The organism is Klebsiella sp. H-Nf2 (assembly GCF_002806645.1).
GTDB classification, from domain to species: Bacteria; Pseudomonadota; Gammaproteobacteria; order Enterobacterales; family Enterobacteriaceae; genus Klebsiella; species Klebsiella variicola.
On sequence record NZ_PIBL01000001.1, the window covers coordinates 705,713 to 730,139 of the forward strand.

Consider the following 24,427-nt stretch of genomic DNA (forward strand, 5'->3'; position numbering starts at 1 on the left):
TCTAACGTCGGCGGAGCGTAACTGAGTAAAACTTTCGTTGCCCTTCACCGCTGCGGATATGGGGGGCTGATGCTGCTGGCCGCCCTCGATGCGAGACTTCCGGGACTGCTGGCGACACGGGAAATTGAGGGGGGGGCAGGAGGAGGGCGGTGACGTCCCGGGTGTAGGGGCGAATTTGAGTGCCTCCTGTCTGTGTATGAAAGCTGCGAGCTGGCTGCTTGCCACGGTAACTTAATGAGCTAACAGTAAAACTCCCCTCATCAAACGCGTCCTCAGCCATTGCGATTCCCCCTTCGAGGTATGCGACCATACCTTTCGCAAAGGCCTTGTCGGGATCGGATTAGTCATCTTATCCGCACAGAGTCAGAATCGGACATTGTTAAATAGGCTAAGTCGATCAATATGCTCGAGAGAAAGCTTGCTTCTATATGAGCCTGTCCCAAACCGAAGAGACAACCGTTCAATGCGACAGGGGAAAGTTCTTTTTCAAGTCGAGTCACCAGTGTCTCAATCAGAGACGTTGCTGCATCTGGAATATGAACAGAAACATAGCTTACAAAGCTGCTCAGGCTGTCATCGTTGACAGTAAGTGCGGTACTAATGGCCGCATGTGACGGTGTTTGCAATAAATGCGTATGACAGAGTTCAAAAAGCGTCTTTGAACGGAGTTGATGAAGTCCTTTTAGCTGACCATCCACTGGTGTGGAAACCAGAGACACACTTAAACCCCATCTTATTTTTGCCATTGCCACGTAACCAACCACTTCCATTGCTGCCGCAGACCCAGACAGGATCATCCCATGACTGCTCGAAGTCTGCTGCCAGATGCTGTTCAAACCAGCTTTGCTGCTCGGTGATAAAGGCGTAAAACTGCGCAAAATGTTTTTTCATCGCACACCGCCTTTTTCCTGATGAAAGCTGCAACGAGCAATCACGGATTGAATTTCAAATTGTGTGGTTTCATGGACGGAAATAAGTGGATTGCGGGCGTTACCAACACTGTCTGAAATGGAAATCAATTCATCGACTTCTTTTACTACACTCTCCAGCACCGCCTGATGGTCACCATCAGAAAAGGGGCGGAAATACAGGCAACCGTAGCAGCAGCGTACTTCACTGAACGGGCATTTGCCATCATCTCTGGAGCAACCACCAATCCCATCATGCAACTGATCACCGACTATGCCGACCACTCGCTGGTCTTGCCATTTCGTTGAAGAAGTCAGTTCACCAGTCAACATCATAGCCACCATGTTTTGCCATACAGGATTGATACCTAATGCTTTGGCTCGAATCAGTGCCAATGCAGGCGTCGCCAGAATGTAATACTTGGCAACAGTAAGGGAGCTATGCCCCAGAATATGCGCAATCTCCTCGGCGCTGACCCCTTGCATAGCCAGTGAATGCCCCACGTTGTGGCGCAAGTCGGTCGGGGTAATGGTTGGCAAAGCCGCTTCGCCACGTGCTACGGCTGCCTGATAATCTGGCGGACTGAAACAGAGGATGGCCTGGTTAATTGCCCTGGACACATTAAACGGTGCAGAGTGACTAAATTCAAATAGCTTGCCATCAGGTTTTAGTCGCGCTCGCTCGATATAGTGCCTAATTAACGCGCCGATTTCAGCTGGAATCGCCAAAAAAAGACGTTCAGTCGTTACGTGCCGCTGTTTGGCGTAAGGAAGGAGTAGCTATATCGTATTAACCCGGTTTCGGAGTTTCGGGTATCAATACGTAAATCTTTTACCGCCAGCTTAGCCAGTTGTACCGGTCGGGCACCGGTGACATACGTCAGTCCCAGAATTACTGCATCTCGAATGGTGTTCAGACTGTAGTTTTCGCCATACCGAATCGCCATAGCCATTTCAAACAAGCCTTTACTGATCATGTTTTTTCGAGGGGATCCAGAACATGATCAATTTCCTGATAGATTCCCCAGTCATGGGAGTGCGGGCGAGGGATGAATTCGAGATCTTCATAATCTTCGAGGGTAAAACCAGGGAATGCTTCGGTACAGAGGATTTTTAGGCCGAAAATGATAAAGTAGAAATATTGAGGTTTAATTTCCTGAGTTTCGAGGTAATCTTTCAACACCGTAAAAGTGAAAGCAGATTTGGTTATGCAATGATCAGTTGCCAGAGACCACGCATGGAGTACCCTAGGAACCTGAGCTGGACACTTGGCAGATGCATAATGGAAGCAAATATATTTGATTATTTGGTTGCTGATTTTATCCTGACAAAAGTGGGCATAGCAGCGGCTCCCTGAAAAATCGAATACCCAACTGTCACTTGTTGAGTTGATATATTTGCCATCAAAATTATCTGCCGATTTAAGATAAATACTGGCTGGTATATTAACTTTTAAAATACTCTCAAATAACGTTTTGCAAGAAGAAGATAGAGTGATAGGTAAATGTATGATTAATCGTATTCTGTGGGCGGTTATGAACTAAATGAACGACGGACTAAATTTAACATAATATACATTATGCGCACTCATATTGTGGTGGCTAAGTTGTAAGGTTTTCTCCTGAATAAGTTACTCGAAGATTCAGCATCGATAGATTCTGATGACGGCTCATGCGGCGGAGTTTTTTGCTTTGGATAAAGTTAATCGACTCAAAGTTATTAGGACGTTATCGATCGGCGTCTGACTACACTTGATGGCCACACAGCGCCTGAGCATATCGAACCGCCAGTGCCGATGCCTTCTGTCGCGTTACCGTGAATCTGGCCCGCTTGGTATGGCTAGCCGTCGTCGTTGAAAACCCAGCAATAACCAACTACCTGATGGTCTTGCCCGGTACGCACTCAATATTATCCGCTTGAGATATCTGACAGACACTGCCGACGGTTGTTGGAGCGCTATCGTGAACATGGGCCGCTTTCACTTGTTAACCGTCGTCTTGGCCAGCCCGGCAACCGGCAACTGTGCGTACTATCCGCGAACATTACGCTGATTTTGGTCCGACAGTACGCCAGCTGATGACGCAGACTGGTTTATGGATCCCTGGCAAGTTACGGCCGCGCGTACATCAACCACGCCTGCGTCGGGCCTGTACCACAGAGCGCATCCAGATTGATGCCTGCGGGCATCACGGGTTCGAGTGATCGTAATACGCTCATCGCCCTCCTCCATTTGTCAATATGTGTGCTTTCTGTTGACCTAATTTGACAATTGGTGACCAGGCAGTAATTATCATGTTAATTACTGACCAGGCAGCTATCATGAATACCCCAATCGACTCTTCCCATAAAAACCTGCATCTGGGTTTGCTGTTCCATCTGGCAAACCAGTTTAAGGACCTGCTTATCGGCCATTACTTTGCCGACAGCGGCATTACCGCGCCGCAATTTAAGGTATTGATTAATATCTTTAAAGGTAACACCAGCCCGGCAGAAATCTGCAAGAGCCTGCAGATGGATACCGGGGCAATGAGCCGTATGGTTGCACGTATGGTGAAGAACGACCTGGTCGAGCGCCGCCCGAATCCGCACGACAAGCGCCAGGTGATCCTGGCCCTGACGGCAAAAGGTCAGACGCTGTGCAATACGTTTCAGAATGAAGCACTGAATACCATCCTCGCGGACTTAACGGCGCGTCTGACGCCCGAAGAATCCCGGCAGCTCGCAGATATTCTTATCAAAATGCTGCCCGATGAATTCACGGCCCCCCATCGCTAATTAAGGTCACCGGTTATGTCTATGGAAAATAACGCGCCTCCCTCGGACAAGCGCCCAGGCAAGCGTACAAGAAACTTCGCCATTTTATTACTGATCCTGATCCTCGCGGCAGGAGGCTGTCTGGCCTGGTATCTGCTTTACGCCCGCTATTACGAGAGCACCGACGATGCTTACGTCAACGGAAATCAGGTCACCCTGACACCGCAAATCACCGGTACCGTGACTCAGGTGACCGTGGATGAAGGCGATTATGTCGAAAAAGGCCAGCCCCTGGTTCTGCTGGACCCAAGCGATACCGCCATCGCCCTGCAGCAGGCTGAAGCCAATCTCGCCAGCACAGTGCGTCAGGTGCGTGGTCTCTACAGCACTGCCGACAACTACCGTGCACAAGTTGCTGCCAAAAAAGTAGCCCTGCAAACAGCGAAAAGTGACTACGTGCGCCGGGAAAAAATTGTCAGTTCCGGCGCCATTGCGGTGGAAGATCTGGCGCACTACCGTGATGCCGTGACCAGCGCGCAAAGCGATTTACTGGCTGCCGAGCAAGCGCTCAAAACCAATCAGGCGATGGTTGATGACACCGTAGTGGATAACCATCCTGAAGTCAAAACCGCCATTGCGACGCTGCGCCAACGCTATCTCGATAACTCCCGCAGCACCATTGTTGCGCCCGTCAGTGGTTACGTCGCTAAACGTGCTGTGCAGCTCGGGATGCGTGTCACCTCCGGCACCACGCTGCTTGCCATCGTGCCGCTGAATGAAGTGTGGGTGGATGCCAACTTTAAAGAGAGCCAAATGCAGGACATGCGCATTGGGCAAAAGGTGGAGCTGAATGCGGATCTCTATGGCGATAACGTGAAATATCACGGCACCATCGAAAGTCTCGGCATTGGTACCGGTAGCGCATTCTCACTGTTGCCAGCCCAGAACGCCAGCGGCAACTGGATCAAAATCGTCCAACGCCTGCCGGTACGCATCACGCTTGATCCACATGACATGCAGAAGCATCCGCTGCGTGTGGGTCTGTCGATGAACGCTGAGGTGGATATCCGCAATCAGGGTGGTCATCTTCTGCCACAAAAAACCGTCGAACAGCCGCGATTCCGTACCGATGTGTATGAAACGCCAATGGAAGCAGCCGATAAACTGGTGGCGAAAATCCTTCATGACAACACCAGCACTGTAGCCCAGCGCTAAGAGAGAATCTATGTCAGAGCCGAAGGCAGCCTTTACGCCCCCCAGCCTGTTCCTGGCGACGCTTGCCCTGTCGCTGGCGACCTTTATGCAGGTACTGGACTCCACCATCGCCAACGTGGCGCTGCCGACTATCTCCGGCAACCTGGGCGTTAGCGCCGATCAGGGGACATGGGTTATCACCTCTTTTGCGGTGTGTAACGCTATTGCTCTACCGTTGACAGGCTGGTTTACCCGCCGATTCGGGCAGCTGCGGTTGTTTATCGCCTCGGTGATGTTCTTTACCCTGACGTCGTTTCTGTGCGGCTTCGCCCACAGCATGACGGAGCTCATCATCTTCCGTGCGCTGCAGGGTTTTTTCGCCGGGCCGATGTTCCCGATGTGTCAGACGCTGTTGCTGGTTATCTTCCCGCCGATGAAACGCAGCATGGCGCTGGCGCTGCTGTCGATGGTGACCGTGGTGGCGCCTATCGTGGGACCTATCACCGGCGGCTGGCTTACCGATAACTACTCCTGGCCGTGGATCTTCTACATCAACGTGCCGATTGGGATTTTCGCCTCCATCGTGGTCTGGTCGCAGCTGCGCATGCGTGAAGAAACAACGCAGTCATCGCCTGTCGACTATATTGGCATCGCGCTGTTGGTGCTTGGTGTGGGCCTGCTGCAGGTGGTGCTGGATAAGGGCAACGACGAAGACTGGTTCTCTTCTACGCCCATTATCGTGATGTCTATTGTCTCGGCGATCAGCCTGATTTGCTTTGTGATGTGGGAGCTGGACGAACGTCACCCGATTGTGAACCTGCGTCTGTTCAAAGACCGCAACTTCGCCATCGGCACGTTGGCGCTGATGCTGGGCTATGCCGCGTTCTTTGCCATCAATATTATTCTGCCGCAGTGGTTGCAGACCCAGATGGGCTACACGGCTATCTGGGCCGGTCTCGCCGCTGCGCCGATGGGCTTCTTACCACTGGTGCTGACGCCGGTCATCGGACGTTACGCCACCAAAGTGGATTTGCGAATTTTATGCTCAGTGTCATTCCTGACAATGGGGGCATCCTGTCTGATGCGCGCGCAGTTCAATACTGACGTGGATTTCCGCACCATCGCCAGCGTGCAGATGTTTATGGGGATTGGCGTGGCCTTCTTCTTCATGCCGCTGACCACCATTGTGCTGTCGAATCTGCACGGTAACGAAGTGGCGGAAGGTTCAGGACTGGCCACGTTCTTTCGCGTACTCGGCGGCTCCTTTGCCTCATCGTTAACCACATGGATCTGGCAGCGCCGTGAAGTTTTCCACCACGCGAATCTGACCGAGAGCGTGACACAGTACAACCCGGCGGCTATGGATTACGTCAATAAGATGGGTGGCCCGACGCAGCAGCATCTTGCGATGATTGACCAGGTGGTTACCCAGCAGGCCTACATGATGTCGACAATCGACTATTTTTGGGTGCTCGGCTGGGGCTTTATGGCGCTGATTATCATCATCTGGTTCACCCGCCCGCCGTTCGTGAAATCGGGTATGCCAGGCGCCCCCGCAACAGGTCACTAAACTGAAATTCACACAGGCAAACTTCGCTGAACGAGCACTGCGTACGGATGGCACTATCGAGCGCCGGGCCAGTGCCTCTTCCCTGCCCTTTATCACGTAAGACCGCCTGGAACGGGCTCTGGAGATGATAAGAGTGTTGAATAACATTGACCCCATTTCTGATAACGGTGTTTGACGTTTACTGCTCAGTTATTTCGCAGCGGCGTCTGCCCAACAGCTGATAACAATTGTCGAGTCCACGGGTGGCGTGGCGCTCGAAAAATTTGATCCACACTGCCGCTTTCGACTACCTCGCCATCTTTCATCACCGCAATACGATGACTCATATGCTGCACCACGCCCAGATCATGAGAGATAAACAGCATTGACAGATGCAAACGGCGTTGCAGCGCTACCAGCAAATCCAATACTTGCGCCTGGGTGGTGACATCCAGCGCCGACACCGGCTCGTCGCAAATCAGAATATCCGGCTCGCAGGCCAGGGCCTGGGCAATGGCGATACGTTGCAGCTGCCCACCGGAAAGCGTGGCCGGACGTCGTGTCAGCAGATCGGGACTTAAACCAACCAGCGCCAGCAACGCCTGCGCACGTGACAACCGGTCCGCGGCTGTGAGCGTCGTATGCAGGCGCAGAGGCTGTTGCAGCAATTGCGCCACGTTATATTGCGGATTAAATGAACCCAGCGGATCCTGCACAATCGTCTGGATTCGTGCCCGCAACGGCTGACGCTGACGTTCTGTCAGCCTGCTCCATGGTTGCCCTGCGAGAAGGATCTCTCCCTGTTGCGGTGCCTGCAGCGCCAGCGCCAGTTTGCCTAGCGTGGTCTTGCCGCTACCGGATTCGCCCACAATGCCCAGCGTTTCGCCCTGCGCGACCTCTAACGTCACCTGATTGACGGCCTGCAAGCGACGGCCATCCGGCAGAACATACGCCAGTGATACGTTATCGGCAGCCAGCACGGGTGTGGTGCTGTCGGTACTGATGTTCTCCCGCACTACCGTTTGACCCAACGGATCGTTTCCTGTTAACCACTTCCCACGCGTACCGGCAGAGGGAATGGCCGCCAGCAGACGGCGGGTATAAGGGTGTTGCGGCGCATGCAGCACCTGCCGCACGCTGCCGCTCTCCACCGCTTTGCCCTGCCGCATCACCACCACACGGTCGGCAATATCCGCCACTACCGACAAATCATGGGTGATCAGCAGCACGCCATGCCCGGCATCCGCCAGGGCCCTGAATACATTCAAAACTTGTTTTTGTACGGTGGCATCCAGTGCGGTAGTCGGTTCATCGGCAATGAGTAATCGCGGCCCCGCCGCCAGCGCCGATACGATGAGCGCACGTTGGCGCAGGCCACCGGAGAGTTCATGTGCGTACTGCGCCATCCGGTTATGCGGATCGGGGATGCCGGTTTGCGTTAACAGCTCCGCCACGCGTTCGCGAACTGCCGCCCCCCGTTCCAGGCGGTGCGTCAACAACGGCTCCGCGACTTCCTGACCAATCCGGCGCAGCGGGTCAAGCGAGGTCAGTGCATCCTGCAAAACAAAACCAATTTCGCGCCCGCGTAGTTGCTGCCAACGGCGGGCATCGCACGCCAGTAAATTCTGCGACAGGCCATCGTGCCCCTGCAATATCAGGGACTCGGCGCGAACAGCCGCTCCGGCCCCCGCCAGCCCGACTAATGTCCGGGCCGTGACGGATTTACCCGAACCGGACTCGCCCACCAAAGCCAGGACTTCACCGGCATGCACGTCAAACGATAAGGCGTTAACCGCCTCAATCACCCCCTGCGACGAGGGGAAGCTGACGCTCAGTTGCGCCACCTGTAACAGCGGTTGCTGGAAGGTCTCTGTAGTCATGCGATCCCGCCTTTGGCAATAAGGGTTTGAACACGTCGGCCCAGCAGCGTAATGGCAATCACCGACAGCGCGACAACGCTGGCGGGCAGCAGGCTGACCCACGGGGCGCTATCGAGAAAATTACGTCCCTCAGAGAGCAATGCGCCCCACTCCGCCGTCGGCGGAGTCACCCCAAGTCCAAGGAAACTGAGGGCCGAGGCGGATAATATGGAATAGCCTATCCCCACCGTTGCCAGTACCAGCAGCGGGCGCAGCGTATTGGGCACAATATGGCGCAAAATAATCACCATTGGCGGCTCACCCAGCGCCACCGCATGCTGCACATACCCCGATAACCTGACCTGCAACACTTGCGCGCGCACCAGCCTGGCATAGCCAGCAATGCCGGCCAGTCCGACCGCCAGCAGGGTATTCTCTGGCCCACGCCCCAACACCGTGATAGCCAGCAGCGCCAAGAGCAAATCGGGGAACGCCAGCATAATGTCCAGTAGCCGCACGAGTAACTGCCGTACCGCCCTGGGCGCAAGACCTGCCAGTGTCCCCAGCACAATACCGCCCGCACTGGCAATCAGGGTCGCGCCGACCCCAATGCTCAGCGACAGCGAGGTGCCATACACCACGCGGGTAAACACATCACGCCCCAACTGGTCAGTACCGAACCAGTGTCTGAGGTCTGGCGGTTGCAAAATCGCGCTGAAATCCATCTGTTCGGGGGTATACGGTGTGAATAGCGATGGAAAAAACACCGCCACCACGAGCAGTAGCACCAGTAACAACGGAATGCTGGTACCCGGCGCCAGCCACGGGTTACGATAGCGCCCCCTGTCGCGGCGGGCCACCCGCAGTAAAAGATCACTCATCAGCATGCCCTCGCAGACGTAGACGGGGATCGATCAGTAAATAAAGGGCATCAATCAGCAGGTTAATCACCACAAACAACAGCGCAGAGAACATCACCACCCCCAGCACCAGGGGCATGTCGCGGTTCTCAATCGCACCGAGAGTGATTTGTCCCAGTCCCGCCCGGCCAAACACCGTTTCGGTCAGAATTGAGCCGCCTAATACGCTGGCCAGCAGCGTCCCCGTCAGCGTCGACACCGCCAGCGAGGCATGGCGCAACGCATGCCGTAAGCGCAGCGCAGTTTCACTCACCCCTCGCGTACGCACGGTCATGGCGAACGGCTGCGAAAGCGCCTCCTCCAGCCCATCACGCAGCACCTGGCTGAGTGTCGCAGCCAGCGGCAGGCTGAGCGTCACCACCGGCAGCACAAGGGCGATCCAGCCATCGTTACCGGTCACCGGAAACCATTGCAGTTTGAAACTGAAGATGCTCAACAACACGATACCGATCCAGTACACCGGTGTGCTAAGCAGCATCAGCTCCAACCCGGCAAGCAGAGACCGCAGACGCGGATGACGTCCGGCTGTCAGTAATGCGTTAAATACCGCCAGTACCAGCGCCAGTGCCAGGGCGCTGACGGCCAGCGGCACCGTCTCTTTCAACGCTGCGCTAATCACCTGCACAACAGGCTGGCGATACTGGTAACTCACGCCAAGGTTGCCCGTCAGCGCCTCGCCACAGTAGCGCAAATATTGCCACCACAGTGGCTTATCCAGGCCGAACTGGCGGGTCAGCGTCTCGCGAAAACTATCATCCACAACGCTGTTGGCGCTGCCTATCAGAATCGCCACAGGATCGCCGGGGATCAGTTTTACCGCAACAAACGTCAGCGTTGCCGCGCCCCACAGCACGGCGAAAATGGTCAGCAGGCGCTTGCCTGCTGCCAGCAGCTTAGCGTTGGATCCAGACATCATAGAAATTCGGCTTCGCGTTCGTGGCCCAGCTAATGCCCTGCACCTGTTTGGCTTTCCCTAACTGATATGCCGGGATGTAAATTGGCACCGCCCAGGCCTGATCGATAATCTGCTGCTGGATGGCATAGTAGATGCGTTTACGCTCGGCTTCGCTGGCACCGACAGCGGTTTCCAGTTGGCTATCCAGCGCTTTAACGCGGCTGAAGTTGTTCCCCTTCGGCGGAATATAGTTGGAGTGGAAAACGGTACGCAGGATATCCGGCTCCGGGCGAACAAAATAGTTCGATATAATGTCGTACTGGTTAGCCGCCGTGCGGCTGCTGAGAATGCCTGAATCCACCGGATCGAGTTTCAGTTCAAAACCGGCTTGTTTTACCTGGTATTGAATTGCCTGGAACAGCGTCACGTCAGCGGCTTCGACATCGTTTGAAGAGTAGGTAAATTGCACAGTAAGGCGTTTACCCTCCTTTACCCGGTAGCCTTCGCTATCGGTTTGTTGCCAGCCGGCTTCATCCAGAAGACGGCGGGCTTTTTGCAGATCAAACCCCCACTGGCTGGCAATGGCCGGATCGTAATCCAGCGTAGCGGGTCCAAGAATATTGTCGGCAGGTTTCAGGATGCCAAAGAACGCGGCTTTAACGGCAGTGGTGCGATCGATGGCGCTCTGGAAGGCCTGCCGCACTTTCAGGTCGCTGAAGATCCCTGTGTCGCTATTCAAATAAAGGACGCGTGGAACGCCGGGGTTTTCCCTGGTGATCACATCCAGCTTCGGGTTATTTTTTACCTGCGCATAATTCACTGGCGGAATGGCATCGATCACCTGTACCTGCCCGCTATTCAGCGCGCCAAGCCGCACCGCTGACTCCGGCAGGTACTTAAATTCGATCTTATCCAGCCATGCCGGACCTTTGTGGGTGGCATAGCCCGGGCCCCAGTTGTAATCGGCGCGCTTGCTGAGTTTACTCCCGCTGCCTTTGACAAACGATTCGAGGATATAGGGACCGGAACCGACCACGGTATTGCTGGTATTCGCCGTTTTCTGCAGATAAGTCGGTGACTGAATACCGAGATACGGCAAGCTCAGCCCCTGCAACAGCGGTGCGAAAGGCGTTTTATAGCGGATCACCACGGTGTACTCATCTGGCGTAGTGATCGCGTCAATCGGCCCCAACAACGATTTGGAGTAACTGGAGGTGGTTTTCGGATCGAGTATGCGTTCAAAGTTATATTTTACCGCCGCAGCATCCAGTTTCGTGCCATCACTAAAAGTCACATCCTTACGAAGATGGAAGGTGTATTCGCGGTTATTGTTTTTAATTTCCCAGCGTTCCGCCAGCCATGGAGTAAAGCTGTTATCTTCCGCCTGGCCGACCAGAGAATCCACCACGTTACGCGTAACCAGAGCGGTGACGGAATAAGCGGTAATAGAGGGGTCAATAATCGGGGTATCGCTGCCCAGAGCGACCGTCAGCACACCCCCCGCGACAGGTTTATCCTGCGCGAGAGCGGTGAAGCTGGCAGTAAGCGTTAGCGCGGAAAGCAGACTGATGCGCAATAAACTGTTCTGTGAATAAATGCTTCGTTTCATCCCTTATCCTTGGCCTGGTTTTTGTTAAATATCTTGCAATTAAAGTCCATTGTAGGGGGAGAGCCGCCGTCGAGTAACGATGGATAATTTATATCTATTTCTGAAAATAGCTTTTGCTTCAGGGGGAAGAAAAGAAAAAAGAGAACCCCGAGCTACAGGCTCCCAATAAAATAATGGAAACTCTCTTCCGCCATTATTTATCTCAAAAGAGTCAGAAGGCAGCTAAATTAACCCTCCGACTTTATTAAGATAAAAATGTGAAATAAGAATAGGCATTAACAGTGATGGTCAGTTTCGCCAACAAGACGCAGAACGTCGAGATATAACCCGTGTTCAGGAGGCGCCGCTTCCGGCGCCCCCTGTGATTCACCTCGCGGCTACTCCTCGTACGCCGCGTGATGGAAATCAATTTCCCACTGCAGCACCTCGCCGTAAAGCGCCGATAACGCCTGCTTTTCGTCTTCACTCAGCGCCATGGCGCAGCGGTCGAGTTCGTTCTTTAGCCAGAGAGCCTGCTGATAAAATTCGTCCTCCGCGTGCATTTCCACCCAGCGTCGTAAATCAGCATCGCTCTGATGATGTTCGCTCGCCCGTCGGCACCAGCAAGAGTACATCCACTCCGCACCGAACATCAGGGTCACGATCTGCTCATAGCTGCCCTCGCGGGCGGTCCGCAGCATACCGTCGCGAAAGCGCCGTACCCCGGGCAAATCATCCGGGTACTCAGCGGGTTCGATCTGCCGCGCTGACAACACCTGTTCAAACCACGCGATCTGTATATCAACCAGGGCATTCAGCACGCCAATCAGCCAGCGCTGCTGATGAATACCCGGCGCTTTGCTGACCCCGAGGGCAAATATCGCGATTGCCGTCGCGACAAAGTTGCCCTCAAACACCAGATAGCGGTTGAAGACGGCTGTCGGCAGACGATCCTGTTCGATATCAGTCACAAACGGGTGCTGCTGCATCGCCTGCCACGCCGGTTGATGTTCGCGCAGCAGGCGTTCGCTAAACGTTTTCATTAAGCTTCCTCCAGCGCGGCCTGCGCGACCGACATAAAATGCTTCACCCGGGCCAGCTCAACATCGTTCCACCAGACGCCATCGACCTTCATTGTACTGGCCACAATGACCCCCTGAGTCCGCCCGAGGATCTGCTTCACGTTAGCCGGCGTCAGCCCGGAACCCACCAGGAGTGGTAGCTCCGTCGCCGCGCGTATCTCGTCAATTTCCCCCATCGTGGCGCTATCGCCCGTACGCTGACCGGTGGCGATCACCGCGTCAGCCTCGAAGAAATCGACATCGCGCGTCAGCTCCTGAATCGAACGATCGGCGACAATGGCATGGCTACCGTGCTTAACGTGGCTATCGGCAAAAACGCGAATATGTTCAGCGCGCAGCATACTGCGGTAGCGCAGCGCCTTAGCGGCCGCCCCTTCAATAAATCCTTCGTTGGCGATATAGGCGTTGGCCCACTGGTTTACGCGGACGAAATCGGCGCCTCCCGCCAGGGCGATCGCCATTGCCGGGATCGCCGCGTTAGCGAGGACGTTAATACCCAGCGGCACAGCAAAACGCTCACGAACTTTCTCGGTAATGACCGCCATCAGCGCTGAGGTTTCATGGCCGATGTCCTCAGGTTTAGAGAAAGGAATATCGCCATGGTTTTCAATAATCAGACCATGAACACCACCTGAAATATAATTTTCAGCATCGCGAAGTGCACGTTCAACAATATCAGAGACTGATTTTCCTCGATATTTTGGCGCGCCAGGGAATGGGTCACAATGAATAACGCCAATAACAGCCTTGCTTCGTGAAAAAATAGCTTGTATTGCATTCGTTTTTTCTGCTGAGATAGCAACCATCTTATCCATCCTGTTAAGGGAACACTATGCGTGTTTACGTTACTGGTAATATTACCGTAGATGAAACCTGGTCCATTCCGGATATACCGAAAAAAGGGGCTTCCATTCACGGCGTTAAAGTTTCGCAGGATATCGGCGGTAAAGGCGCGAACCAGGCGATTATATTATCCCGCTGCGGAATAGAGACGCGTTTAATTGCCGCCACGGGAAATGACAGCAACGGCGCGTGGATCCGCCAACAGATAAAAAATGAACCACTGACGCTACTACCCGACGGCCATTTCAATCAACATAGCGATACCTCGATTATTTTAAATAGCGCTGATGGCGACAACGCCATTATTACCACTACGGCGGCTGCCGATACATTCAGCCTGGATGAAATTATTCCGCATATGGCGGATGCCGTCGCTGGCGATATTCTGCTACAGCAGGGCAATTTCTCCCTCGATAAAACGCGGGCGCTGTTCCAGTACGCCAGAAGCCGCGGCATGACGACGGTATTCAACCCCTCACCTGTCAATCCTGACTTTTGCCATCTGTGGCCGCTCATCGACATCGCGGTGGTCAATGAATCCGAGGCCGAGCTGCTCCAGCCATACGGGGTGAAAACCTTAGTGATTACCCAGGGCGCCGCAGGCGCCTGGCTGGTCCAGGAGGGCCAGCGTCAGTTTTGTCCCGCCGTGCCCGCCGAGGCGCTTGACACTACCGGCGCGGGCGACACGTTCCTCGCCGTCATGCTGGCCTCCGCCCTGCTGCGCGGCGTCGCGCCGGATGCGCTGGCGCTGGCGCACGCCAGTCGCGCTGCCGCCATTACCGTTAGCCGCCGGGGGACGCTCAGCGCGTTTCCCGGCAGCCGTGAGCTCGCCGCCCTGTTAACCACGGACGGGGCGCGCTGACCTACTTAAACAGCGGACGGTATGAATCGACGTTCGCTTTGGTCACCACCGTCGCCGGAACCAGAATGGTTTTCTGCACGGTTTTACCCGACGTGATGCTGTTCAGCGCATTCAGGGCTTCGGCGCCCATCTTTTCCGGGTCCTGCTGCAGTACGGCGGTGACGTAGCCGCCGTCAATACCGGAAATCGCCTTCGCCGTCAGATCCCAGCCAAAGACTTTAATATCCTTCTGCCGTCCCTGGTTTTCTACGGCGGCGATAGCGCCGAGCAGCGCGGGTTCGCCGGTGGCATAAATCGCTGTCAGATCCGGGTTACCGGTGATCAGGTTTTCCGCCGCGGTCATCGCTTTATCCTGCACGTTCTGCCCGTCGACCACGTTAGCGATAGTAATCTTCGGATTGCTTTTCAGCGTCTCTTCGAACCCTTTCTGCCGCTGGTTCTGAATGGCCGAATTCAGCGCACCGACAATACCCAGTCGCGCCTGGCCGCCCATCTCTTTCTGCACGTAGTCCACGAAGTATTGACCAATAATTCTGCCGCCTTCAATATTATCAACGCCGACCTGAGCTGCCTGTGGCCCGGCCGGTAATACGGCATCAATCGCAATCACCGGAATGTTTGCGGCGGCAGCTTCTTTAACCGCTGGCATGATCCCGTTAACGTCGATAGCAGCAACCAGAATGCCTTTAACGCCTTGCTGAATATAGTTTTCTATCGCGTCGTTTTGCGCCACGGGATTATCGTTAGAGTTAAAAATAACTAAATCCTTGCCACTGGCTTTGGCCGCATCCTGTGCGCCTTTATTCATCAGATTAAAGAACAGCGCCTGTTGGTTGATTTGTACCAGCGCATAAGTCGGACCGGCAGCGCTGGCGGCAGAAATAAAACTCATTGATGCCAGCATGGTCGTGGCGACAGCAAGTAAACGCAGTTTTCCGGTGTGAAATAACATCATCAGTATCCTCGTCGGGAATAGTTGATAGCCAGCAGAGTTCCGCGCCGCATGCGAACGCAGAAGGATTATTTTTTTGGCGGGCAAATATCGTCTATATCGCCAGAACAATCATTGAACGTTCGGCGGATACCTGCTTAATGTCATCCCGGCAACCGGTCCGTGTCGGTGCGCGACTGGAATAACTTAAACGGGGTTGGGAATGACTTCCCGGATGATGCGGTAAACTGCCTATACAATTCTCTTCTGATTAAAATTTGTCAAGCATTTATTTTTGGTGATTGTTCGCAGAGAAATTGCTGTATCCACCGCGCTTAACTATGTTACAGATAGCCGATTCTGGCAGAAATGGCGCAGGAAATGAGTATAAAACGCGTATTGTTATCCGATGTGGCAAAGCTGGCCGGGCTGTCGAAGGCGACCCTGTCGCGCTATATGAACAACAGTATTGTGCTGCCACAGGACACCATCGACCGCATCGAAACCGCCATTCGCGAACTGGACTATCGCGGCAATAGCCTGGCACGCCGTCTTAGCAAAGGCGGCAGCGAAACGCTTGGCCTGGTGCTTCCCGATATTACCAACCCCTTCTTTGCCGAACTGGCCGACGCTGCCGAAGAGGCCGCTTCTGCCAGCGGCTACAGCCTGGTGCTGTGTATCACCCGCAACAACCCGGAAAAAGAGTGCCAGTTCATTCGCTGGCTGGATACCTGCCAGGTCGACGGTCTGCTGTTCACCACCAACCGCCCCGATAATGGCCTGCTGCGTAAGGAGGTCCAGCGACACGAACGCATTGTCCTGCTGGATGAAGATATTCCCGGCAGTAAGGTACCGAAAGTGTTTGCCGATAACGTCCAGGGCGGGCGGATCGCCACCGAAAAACTGATCGCCGCCGGGCATCGCCATATCGCTTTCGTCGGTGGCCCGGACAAGCTGATGAGCGTCCGCGAGCGCTATCAGGGCTTTTGCACCGCGATGGAGCAAGCGGGCCTGAGCTGGCCGCCCGAATGGGTGATGTATGGCGACTACCAGCGCGAGTTTGGCCAGCAGGCGCTGCGGTACCTGTTCAGCCAACCGGTTCGCCCTACCGCCGTCTTCGCCGCCAGCGACTATCTGGTGCTCGGTCTGCTCGACGGCTTGCGCGCCAGCGGGCTCCAGGCGCCGGAAGCGCTTTCGTTAGTCGGCTTCGATGACGCCAATTACGCCGATTTTACCCAGCCGCGGATCTCCACTATCCGTCAGCCTGCCCGCGAACTGGGCCGCACCGCGGTGAACATCATGATGCGCCTGCTAAACGACGATCCGGATATCCCTGCGGAAACCCGCCTGCCGGTTGAATGGATTGGCCGCGACTCGATCAAGATCTGTTAAGCCCGTCCCAAAATGGCGCAAAAGCGCCCGCTTTTGGCGCAAAAAACGATCAATTAACAATTTATTCACTATAATCAGTAAACCGGTTTACCGGATTGTATTCAATTAAGTGTATTGAATACATAAGGTTAAGTTACAGGGCTGCTGTGTGGTTCCTGCCCTGGCACGGATGCTGCAATGTTCTTACTGGCGAACAAATATCTTACATAGCGTTTGTCCTGACTGCACTGGCGAGTGCTCTATTCCGCAGGTAAACCGGTTTACTAGATTGTAAACCGTGTCGGGTAGAGTCCCTCCCGCAGGATGGCGAACATTTTCCCGGCCACAGCGATGGGAGTTATCAGATGCAGCAGCCACAAACTACCCCGCCAAGGGTGGAGATGATCAATATCACCAAGACCTACGGGTCGATACGCTCATTGCGCGGAGTCAACCTTGAGCTGGCCCCGGGCGAAGTGCTGGGCTTAGTGGGCGATAACGGCGCGGGGAAATCCACCCTGACCAAAGTGCTCTCTGGCGCGGTGATCCCCTCCAGCGGCACGATTCGTATCGACGGTGAACAGCAGCAGTTTACTAATCCGGCCGATTCGCGCCGTTGCCATATCGAGATGGTCTACCAGGATCTGTCGCTCTGCGACACGGTCGATGTCGCGGGCAATCTGTTTATGGGCCGTGAGCCAATGAAATCGGTCCTCGGCATCCCCTTTCTCGACGAGGCCAAAATGCACGCCGATGCCAGAGAGATGCTTAAAGGGCTCGGGATCTCCATTCCGGATACTCGCCTGCTGGTGCGAAATCTCTCCGGCGGCCAGCGCCAGGCTATTGCCATCGCCCGCGCCGCGGCCTTTGACCCGAAAGTGCTGATTATGGATGAACCCACCGCCGCACTGGCCGTCGCGGAAGTTGAAGCGGTTCTTGAGCTCATTCGCCGCGTTTCCGCTCGTGGGGTGAGCGTGATTCTGATTACCCACCGCCTGCAGGACCTGTTCCTGGTCTGTGACCGGATCATGGTGATGTATGAAGGTACTAACGTCGCCGACAGACGGGTGTCCGACACCAGCCTGAGCGATATCGTTAACCTGATTGTGGGCGAAAAATTCACCGCCCGCTCTGCGGCAGCACATTGAGGTAACAGGATGAGTATCATGAACTTAAGCAGCTCACGCATGATCCAGCATTCGCTGCCGCGCCGCCTGCTGCATAACCACTCAGGCGTGGTCAGCATCGCGCTCTTTTTCGTCTTCTGCTGCGTGGTGTTTTCGCTGATCACCAGCAACTTTCTCACCGGCACCAACTGGCTCAACATTATCCGTCAGAGCGCCCCGCTGCTGATCGTCGCAACGGCAATGACCCTGGTCATTACCACCGGCGGTATCGATCTGTCGGTGGGCTCCACCCTGGCGCTGGTCGGCGCACTCTCCGCTATCGCGCTGAATAACTGGGGGCTGCCGTGGCCGGTGGTCCTGCTTGGCGGCCTGCTGCTCGGCGGATTCGTTGGCGCCATCAACGGCTTCTTTATTGCCTATGAAGGCATTCCGGCGTTTATCGTCACGCTCGCCACCCTGGCCGTGGTTCGCGGCATCGCGCTGCTGGTCACCCAGGGCTACTCGATTCCGGTGCCGGCTGACAGCCTGTTTACCTTTATCGGACGCGCGTGGGTAGTTGGTATCCCTATGCCCGCGCTGATCGGCATGATGATTCTGGTGATCGGGCATATCGTTCTCAACCATATGCGCTTTGGCCGCTACGTGACCGCTATCGGCGCCAACGCCGAAGGCGCGCGACGCAGCGGTATTAACACCAAAGCGGTGACCATGAAGGTCTATATCATCAGCGGAATGGCCGCCGCGCTGGCGGGGATGATCATTACCGCACGCCTCGGCAGCGGCTCCTCCAACCAGGGCGAAGGCTTTGAACTGCAGGTCATTGCTGCCGTTGTGCTTGGCAGCACCAGTCTGTTTGGCGGCTTCGGGACTATTATTGGCACGCTGCTGGGCGCGCTGTCGATTGCGGTCATTCAGAACGGGCTGATCCTGTCGCATATTTCGCCGTTTTACACCCAGATAGCCACCGGCACCATTATCCTCCTGGCTATCTGGCTGAACACCCGCATTCTCAACCCGACGCGCTCCGCGGCAAAAGGATAGCAGATGAAAGGATCAATTTTTCGCCATCCCTCCCCGCTGCCGCTCGGCGTCAGCAGCGGTTACGTGATGACTGTGCTTGGCCCGCTGCCGATTAACGAAATGGGCGTTACCCTGATGCATGAGCATATTCTGCTGGATGCCTCCGGCAAATGGGTACCGCCCTGCTGCTGCAGCGATCGCCATCTTGCCGAAATGCCGGTGAAAATGGAAAACCTTGGCGAACTGTCGCTCAACCCGCTGATGAGCCGCGATAACTGTCAGCTGTTTGATGTTGACGTTGCGATTGACGAGCTGACTAAATATCGCGCCCTTGGCGGAGAAACGGTGGTCGACCCGACCAATATCGGCATTGGCCGCGATCCGAAAGCGCTAGCACGCATTGCGCGTCTGACCGGTCTGAACATCATTATGGGTACCGGACTCTATCTGGAGCCTTCGCACCCCGAGTGGGTAAAAATCAGCAGCGTCGAACAACTGACCGAGCAGCTGATTTACGATCTTGGCGGTGCGGAGGAGAAACCGGAGGTGCTCGCCGGACTTATCGGCGAAATCGGTATCTCCAGCCGCTTTACGCCGGATGAGGAGAAATCCCTGCGCGCTGCGGGTCGGGCCAGCGCCGCGACCGGCGTGCCGATCGAGGTCCATCTGCCTGGCTGGGAGCGGCTGGGTCATCGGGTGCTGGATATTCTCGAGCAGGAAGGCGCCGATTTACGCCATACCGTGCTGTGCCATATGAATCCCAGCTTTGCCGATAAGCGCTACCAGCGCGAACTGGCGCAGCGCGGGGCGTTTCTTGAGTACGACATGATCGGCATGAGCTATTACTACGCCGACGAATCGGCGCAGTCGCCCTCCGACGAGGAGAATGCCCGCGCGATCCGCGAGCTGATTGACGACGGCTATATCCAGCAAATTCTGCTGTCGCAGGACGTCTTCCTGAAAACCATGCTTACCCGCTACGGCGGCCACGGTTACGGCTACATACTCAAGCATTTTGTTCCGCGTCTGCGGCGCCACGGCATCAGCGGCGAACAACTTGAAACCTTAATGATTGGAAACCCCCAGCGGGTCTTTGGCGGATAAAAGGAAACGTCATCATGCAGAAAAAAATCTTACTGGTCGGTGAGTCCTGGACCAGCACGTCAACGCACGTTAAAGGCTTCGACCAGTTTGCCACCGCCACCTGGCACACCGGCGCAACGGACTTTCTGGCCGCGCTCGCCGACAGTCCCTATGCCATTACCTATATGACCGCCCACGCGGCGGCGACCGACTTTCCGCTGACGCTGGACGCGCTGCAGGAGTGGGATGCGATTATTCTTTCGGACATTGGCGCCAATACGCTGCTGCTGCATCCGGACACCTGGCTGAAGAGCCGCCGAACCGCCAACCGTTTAACGCTCCTGCATGATTACGTGGCTGACGGGGGAGCGCTGATGATGATCGGCGGCTATTACAGCTTCCAGGGAATCAACGGTGGTGCGCGCTACCGCCATACCGCGGTGGAGAAAGTGCTGCCGGTACGCTGCCTGGCCTGGGACGATCGCATTGAAACCCCGGAAGGCTGCTATGCCGAAGTGACGGAGTCTCACCCCCTGTTTAACGATATTCCGGGCGAATGGCCGTGGCTGCTGGGCTATAACGAAGTTGAAATGCACCCGGAAGGCAAACTGCTGGCGACCGTGGCCGGTACCGGTCATCCGCTGCTGGCTGTTCGCGAATATCAGCAGGGTCGCTCGCTGGTGTGGACCAGCGACATGTCAGCGCACTGGCTGCCGGAAGAGTTTGCCAAATGGCCCGGCTATCGCCAGCTGTGGATTAACTGCCTCGACTGGCTGACGGAACGCCGCTGATGACCGCGACCCTTGAGCTCGCCCGGCAGCTGCTGGGCTTTAACACCATCAACCCGCCGGGCAGCGAAGCCGATTGCATGCGGTTCTTCGCCGACTGGCTTGACGATAGCGGTTTTGAGGTTTCGCTGTCGTCGTTCGGCGAGGGACGCAGCAACCTTATCGCCAGCCTGCCCGGGGCGAAGACCGGCAAACTGTTGGCCTTTACCGGCCATCTGGATACCGTCCCGCTGGGAAATGCCCGCTGGCAGTACGATCCTTTTGGCTCGCAGATGGAAGATGGGCGTCTTTATGGCCGCGGATCCAGCGATATGAAAGCGGCGATAGCGGCGTTTGCCGTCGCCTGCGTTCATCAGCGGGAAGCGATCCTCGCCGGACGCGGCGCGGTATTGCTGATAACTGGCGGAGAAGAGACCGGTTGCGACGGCGCGCGGGCGCTGATCGCCTCCGCGACATTGCCGGAGGTGGGCGCGCTGATCGTCGGTGAGCCCACCGCCAACTATCCGGTTATCGGCCATAAAGGCGCGCTCTGGCTGCGCTGCGAAACGCGGGGGAAAACCGCCCACGGCGCGATGCCGGAGCTGGGGATCAATGCTATCTATCTTGCGGCGGATGCGCTGGGTAAGATTCAGCATTTTTCGCCAGGCGAGCCGCATCCGCTAATGAAGCAACCCACCCTCAACGTCGGACGCATAGAAGGCGGACTCAATATTAATTCCGTACCGGACCGCACGCGTTTTGATGTCGATATCCGCAGCGCGCCCAATTTACAGCACGCAACTATCCGGGAGCGCTTGACGACGCTGCTTGGCGAAAGCGTCACCGTCTCCACGCTGGTCGACCTGCCCGCCGTCCTGAGCCGGGAGGATCACGCGTGGATAAAGCAGGTTTACCAACGCTGTCAGCCGCTGCACGCTAAGCCGATTGCGCCGCGCGTGGTGCCCTACTTTACCGACGCCTCGCTGCTGCTGCCTGCATTGGGCGATCCGCCCTGTATTATTCTCGGCCCCGGCGAGCCGTCGATGGCGCATCAAACCGACGAGTACTGCCTGCTCAGCCGACTGGCGGAGGCCGAACAACTATACGGTGACATTATTCGCGACTGGATGGCATCACCACCCGCGACGAAAGTAAAAAATGAGTGACACTGTCACTGAAAACGTGTGCCATGCAATCAGCGTTTGAATAATATCGCGGAATAACAGAGGATAACCGCCTCGTACACGACGGTACTACCACCAGCAAGGAGGCTTACCATGACCGTGAAGATCAACGCGGTGCTCGTTTGCACCCTCTCTTTACTCCTTTCCGCCTGCTCGGGTCGTGCTTCTGCGCCGGACAGCGCCGAAGACGCTAAAATATCGGCGGAAGTGGATAAGATGCTTCGCGATTATCAAACGGGTTCCGATACTTCACCCCAGGCCAATGCCTCACGCTATCTGGCGCGGATCCAGGCGGCTATCTTCGCTAACATAGACCAGCCGGCCTCCTGGCAAGGGCAAAAATGCTCGGTGCGCTTTACGCTACAGCGTGACGGGACAGTGCAGGATCCAACGGTCGAGAGCGGCGATCGGCCATTCTGCGCGCAGGTGATGTCCGCGCTGAAAAAAGCCAACATCCCGCCCGCGCCGGACGAAAAAACCTATCAAACATTCAGTCATGTCGTGCTGGACGTGAAGCCCTGAGCTTGCCCGCAGAAATGGCCCCGGCCATCACCAGGGCCATTTCGAACAAGATAAGCTGACAGCCCTGCTTAACAGACGCTTTTTGGCGATCAGCGTGGAATGATTCAATAGTAACAGGCTGGAGCAAGCCTGTTTTTTTTCCATTCTTCAGGATCGTGGCCGGGTATGAATACTGCATGATATCGCTCGGTAAGCTGACGCAGCTTTCGCACTGACTGAGCGACATCAGTAGCTGACGTCATTAGCCCCGGGAGCGCCTTTTCATGGTAATGATCTAGGGTATAAGCCGCATCAATCGCTAGCGTAAAATTTGTACCACCGGGTAAGCGGATAAGAAAAGATTGATGGCCCGGTGAATGCCCTGGGGTGAAAATACACTGCAGCGTGCCATCACCGTAAAGGTCATAGTGATCATCGGACAACCCGTTAAGAAAAAGCCAGTTAAGTTGGGGACGATCGAAATCACGTCGGCAATAGGCTCCCGAAGTAAACCAGTCAGGAGCAAAGGCATATTCATACTCTTGCTTCTGAACAACATGCGTAGCATGGGGGAAGCGACCAATTGCTCCCGTATGATCAGAGTGCAAATGGGACAGGACCACATAGCGGATATCCTCAGGGGCAATGCCAATCCTCTTAAGTTGTTCCAAGCAACCCTGTTCTTCTGACATCACCGGTTTAAACTGCTCTACAGCACTTCCCCAATAACCACTGGGATCTTTCAATCCTTCGACAGCCAGACCGCCGTCAATCAGCGTAAAACCATCCGGATGGGTCAGCAGAAACCAGGGGACAGGGATCTCATAATGCTCTCCCACACCTTGATTCATCCGGATATGCTGATATCGACAATGCTGTGTTCCTGACTGGAACATAAAAAGCTTTATCTCTGACATGATTATTTTCCACCAATAAATCAATAAAATAGATTGAAATTTAGCCTGACTCAGCCTTGAGTCTGGATTTTTCATCATTTCGCAGGAAAGCAGTAGATGCCTGCTCCCACTTACATTTATCGGTAAAGCCAATATAATTGGTGAATGGATCTCTTCTCAGCAATGCGCATATTTATCAGGGTGGTTGAACGGGGCAGCATGTCGGCTGCAGCCCGCGATCTCGGCATTGGCCAGCCCGCCGTGAGTGAAAGAATAGAAAAACTGGAAGCACATCTTGGGACACGTTTGCTTAGGCGCAACACGCGTAACATGTCTCTAACGCACAGCGGTAACGTGTTTTATGAGCGAAGCAAAACGGCCATTCAGGCGGCAGAGCATGCTCTTTCTGTGAATGAGGAAAATCAGGGGCTGCAAGGCAAAATCCGTATTGCCGCGCCCTATTCCGCTGGAGAAAGCCTGCTGATGCCTGCATTGTTGCAGCTTCAGAACGAGCATCCGGAGCTGCAGGTCGATGTTATTTTTAACGACCGCGTCATCGATCCCGTCACCGAGGGGGTCGATTTATCACTGAGGTTAGGTGATGTCTCCGAAGGCTTTTTTGTCGCACGTCCGCTTGGCACCGTGCGCAGAGTGTTACTGGCCTCTCCCGCTCTGCTGGCGAAAATGGGTCATCCTGACACGCCGGATGCGCTGACAGATTATCCATTTGCTGCTGTTTCTGGCGTATTCGCCAGTAATCGCATTCAATTGATCGCTTCCGAAGATCAACTCATTAATGTTCCCGTCAATATTCAATTTCAGTCCACGCACTGGCGCAGTGTCCTCACCTGGTTATTAGCGGGACATGCCATTGGTGTTTTGCAAAGTCCGGTTTGCAGAAAAGAAATGGAACACGGCGCGCTCATCCCCCTCTTAAGCCACTATCCTATCCCGCCTTTTAGTGCCTGGTTGCTCCATCCACCGGCTGGGATGATGTCGTATGAAACGCGTATTTGTGCCCCTCTGCTGGAGGGGTATCTCAAAGGTTTGTTGCTTGAGCCGGCCGGCTGAATGGAACAGCGCCTCCCTGGCG

Annotated in this window: 20 protein-coding genes and 4 pseudogenes; 13 read left to right on the plus strand and 11 right to left on the minus strand. The window is 55.2% G+C overall.

Annotated features, from left to right (window positions below; translation table 11 throughout):
- Positions 1-253: 253 nt before the first annotated feature.
- From CWM58_RS03505 to CWM58_RS29455, 3 pseudogenes are all read right to left on the minus strand, one after another.
- A pseudogene (locus CWM58_RS03505) lies at positions 254-340 on the minus strand (DUF305 domain-containing protein); the annotation flags it as partial.
- Positions 341-711: 371 nt separating this feature from the next.
- A pseudogene (locus CWM58_RS03510) lies at positions 712-891 on the minus strand (hypothetical protein); the annotation flags it as partial.
- Positions 888-2,421: pseudogene (locus tag CWM58_RS29455) on the minus strand (tyrosine-type recombinase/integrase). The pseudogenes CWM58_RS03510 and CWM58_RS29455, both read right to left, overlap by 4 nt.
- A gap of 148 nt (positions 2,422-2,569) precedes the next feature.
- Here CWM58_RS29455 and CWM58_RS29150 point away from each other — a divergent pair.
- From CWM58_RS29150 to CWM58_RS03550, 4 genes and pseudogenes are all read left to right on the plus strand, one after another.
- A pseudogene (locus CWM58_RS29150) lies at positions 2,570-2,833 on the plus strand (ISNCY family transposase); the annotation flags it as partial.
- 394 nt (positions 2,834-3,227) lie between these two features.
- Positions 3,228-3,683, plus strand: coding sequence for a MarR family winged helix-turn-helix transcriptional regulator (locus CWM58_RS03540; RefSeq protein ID WP_008804876.1), 456 nt, complete (start codon positions 3,228-3,230; stop codon positions 3,681-3,683).
- A 15-nt stretch (positions 3,684-3,698) separates the two neighbouring features.
- Positions 3,699-4,877 (plus strand): efflux RND transporter periplasmic adaptor subunit, encoded by a 1,179-nt coding sequence (locus CWM58_RS03545; RefSeq protein WP_206056621.1) that lies wholly within the window; start codon positions 3,699-3,701, stop codon positions 4,875-4,877.
- Positions 4,878-4,887: 10 nt separating this feature from the next.
- Positions 4,888-6,426 (plus strand): DHA2 family efflux MFS transporter permease subunit, encoded by a 1,539-nt coding sequence (locus tag CWM58_RS03550; protein ID WP_061154586.1) that lies wholly within the window; start codon positions 4,888-4,890, stop codon positions 6,424-6,426.
- Between the two features lie 185 nt (positions 6,427-6,611).
- Here the strand turns inward: CWM58_RS03550 and CWM58_RS03555 are convergent, their stop codons facing one another.
- From CWM58_RS03555 to CWM58_RS03580, 6 genes are all read right to left on the minus strand, one after another.
- Entirely contained in the window at positions 6,612-8,285 is a 1,674-nt protein-coding gene (locus CWM58_RS03555; protein WP_100680238.1) for a dipeptide ABC transporter ATP-binding protein, read from the minus strand.
- Positions 8,282-9,145, minus strand: coding sequence for an ABC transporter permease (locus CWM58_RS03560; RefSeq protein ID WP_077264152.1), 864 nt, complete (start codon positions 9,143-9,145; stop codon positions 8,282-8,284). Before CWM58_RS03560 ends, CWM58_RS03555 begins: the two co-directional genes overlap by 4 nt.
- Positions 9,138-10,100, minus strand: a complete 963-nt coding sequence (locus CWM58_RS03565; protein WP_087731645.1) for an ABC transporter permease — start codon at positions 10,098-10,100, stop codon at positions 9,138-9,140. Before CWM58_RS03565 ends, CWM58_RS03560 begins: the two co-directional genes overlap by 8 nt.
- Entirely contained in the window at positions 10,078-11,688 is a 1,611-nt protein-coding gene (locus tag CWM58_RS03570; protein ID WP_100680239.1) for an ABC transporter substrate-binding protein, read from the minus strand. Before CWM58_RS03570 ends, CWM58_RS03565 begins: the two co-directional genes overlap by 23 nt.
- Positions 11,689-12,065: 377 nt before the next feature.
- Positions 12,066-12,710, minus strand: a complete 645-nt coding sequence (locus CWM58_RS03575) for a TenA family protein (protein ID WP_100680240.1) — start codon at positions 12,708-12,710, stop codon at positions 12,066-12,068.
- Positions 12,710-13,555 carry a BtpA/SgcQ family protein gene (locus CWM58_RS03580; protein ID WP_100680241.1) on the minus strand — a complete coding sequence of 282 codons (846 nt, stop codon included), beginning with the start codon at positions 13,553-13,555 and terminating at the stop codon, positions 12,710-12,712. The genes CWM58_RS03575 and CWM58_RS03580 overlap by 1 nt, the downstream gene beginning before the upstream one ends.
- A 26-nt stretch (positions 13,556-13,581) precedes the next feature.
- Between CWM58_RS03580 and CWM58_RS03585 the strand changes: the two genes are divergently transcribed.
- Complete coding sequence (locus CWM58_RS03585; protein WP_023297625.1) at positions 13,582-14,454, plus strand: PfkB family carbohydrate kinase; 873 nt, start codon at positions 13,582-13,584, stop codon at positions 14,452-14,454.
- A gap of 1 nt (position 14,455) precedes the next feature.
- On the opposite strand, the gene CWM58_RS03590 is transcribed toward CWM58_RS03585, so the two are convergent.
- A complete protein-coding gene (locus CWM58_RS03590) occupies positions 14,456-15,409 on the minus strand; it encodes a substrate-binding domain-containing protein (RefSeq protein ID WP_100680242.1) in 954 nt (317 codons plus the stop codon).
- Between the two features lie 345 nt (positions 15,410-15,754).
- Between CWM58_RS03590 and CWM58_RS03595 the strand changes: the two genes are divergently transcribed.
- The 7 genes from CWM58_RS03595 to tolA all read left to right on the plus strand — a co-directional run bounded on the left by CWM58_RS03595 (position 15,755) and on the right by tolA (position 22,459).
- A complete protein-coding gene (locus CWM58_RS03595) occupies positions 15,755-16,777 on the plus strand; it encodes a LacI family DNA-binding transcriptional regulator (protein ID WP_004190069.1) in 1,023 nt (340 codons plus the stop codon).
- 380 nt (positions 16,778-17,157) lie between these two features.
- Positions 17,158-17,904 (plus strand): ATP-binding cassette domain-containing protein, encoded by a 747-nt coding sequence (locus CWM58_RS03600; RefSeq protein WP_004198552.1) that lies wholly within the window; start codon positions 17,158-17,160, stop codon positions 17,902-17,904.
- Positions 17,905-17,922: 18 nt separating this feature from the next.
- Positions 17,923-18,924, plus strand: a complete 1,002-nt coding sequence (locus CWM58_RS03605; RefSeq protein WP_016161045.1) for an ABC transporter permease — start codon at positions 17,923-17,925, stop codon at positions 18,922-18,924.
- 3 nt (positions 18,925-18,927) lie between these two features.
- Positions 18,928-20,007 (plus strand): phosphotriesterase, encoded by a 1,080-nt coding sequence (locus tag CWM58_RS03610; RefSeq protein WP_100680243.1) that lies wholly within the window; start codon positions 18,928-18,930, stop codon positions 20,005-20,007.
- A 14-nt stretch (positions 20,008-20,021) separates the two neighbouring features.
- The gene (locus CWM58_RS03615; protein ID WP_100680244.1) at positions 20,022-20,777 is read left to right on the plus strand and encodes a glutamine amidotransferase; all 756 of its coding nucleotides are present in this window, start codon (positions 20,022-20,024) and stop codon (positions 20,775-20,777) included.
- Complete coding sequence (locus CWM58_RS03620; protein ID WP_100680245.1) at positions 20,777-21,919, plus strand: M20 family metallopeptidase; 1,143 nt, start codon at positions 20,777-20,779, stop codon at positions 21,917-21,919. Before CWM58_RS03615 ends, CWM58_RS03620 begins: the two co-directional genes overlap by 1 nt.
- Positions 21,920-22,030: 111 nt before the next feature.
- Complete coding sequence (gene tolA / locus CWM58_RS03625; RefSeq protein WP_061154573.1) at positions 22,031-22,459, plus strand: cell envelope integrity protein TolA; 429 nt, start codon at positions 22,031-22,033, stop codon at positions 22,457-22,459.
- 104 nt (positions 22,460-22,563) lie between these two features.
- On the opposite strand, the gene ahlK is transcribed toward tolA, so the two are convergent.
- On the minus strand, positions 22,564-23,358 hold the full coding sequence (ahlK, locus tag CWM58_RS03630) for an N-acyl homoserine lactonase AhlK (protein ID WP_165785710.1): 795 nt from the start codon (positions 23,356-23,358) through the stop codon (positions 22,564-22,566).
- A 159-nt stretch (positions 23,359-23,517) separates the two neighbouring features.
- Here ahlK and CWM58_RS03635 point away from each other — a divergent pair, with 159 nt between their 5' ends.
- The gene (locus CWM58_RS03635) at positions 23,518-24,405 is read left to right on the plus strand and encodes a LysR family transcriptional regulator (protein ID WP_100680246.1); all 888 of its coding nucleotides are present in this window, start codon (positions 23,518-23,520) and stop codon (positions 24,403-24,405) included.
- The last annotated feature ends 22 nt before the right edge of the window (positions 24,406-24,427 follow it).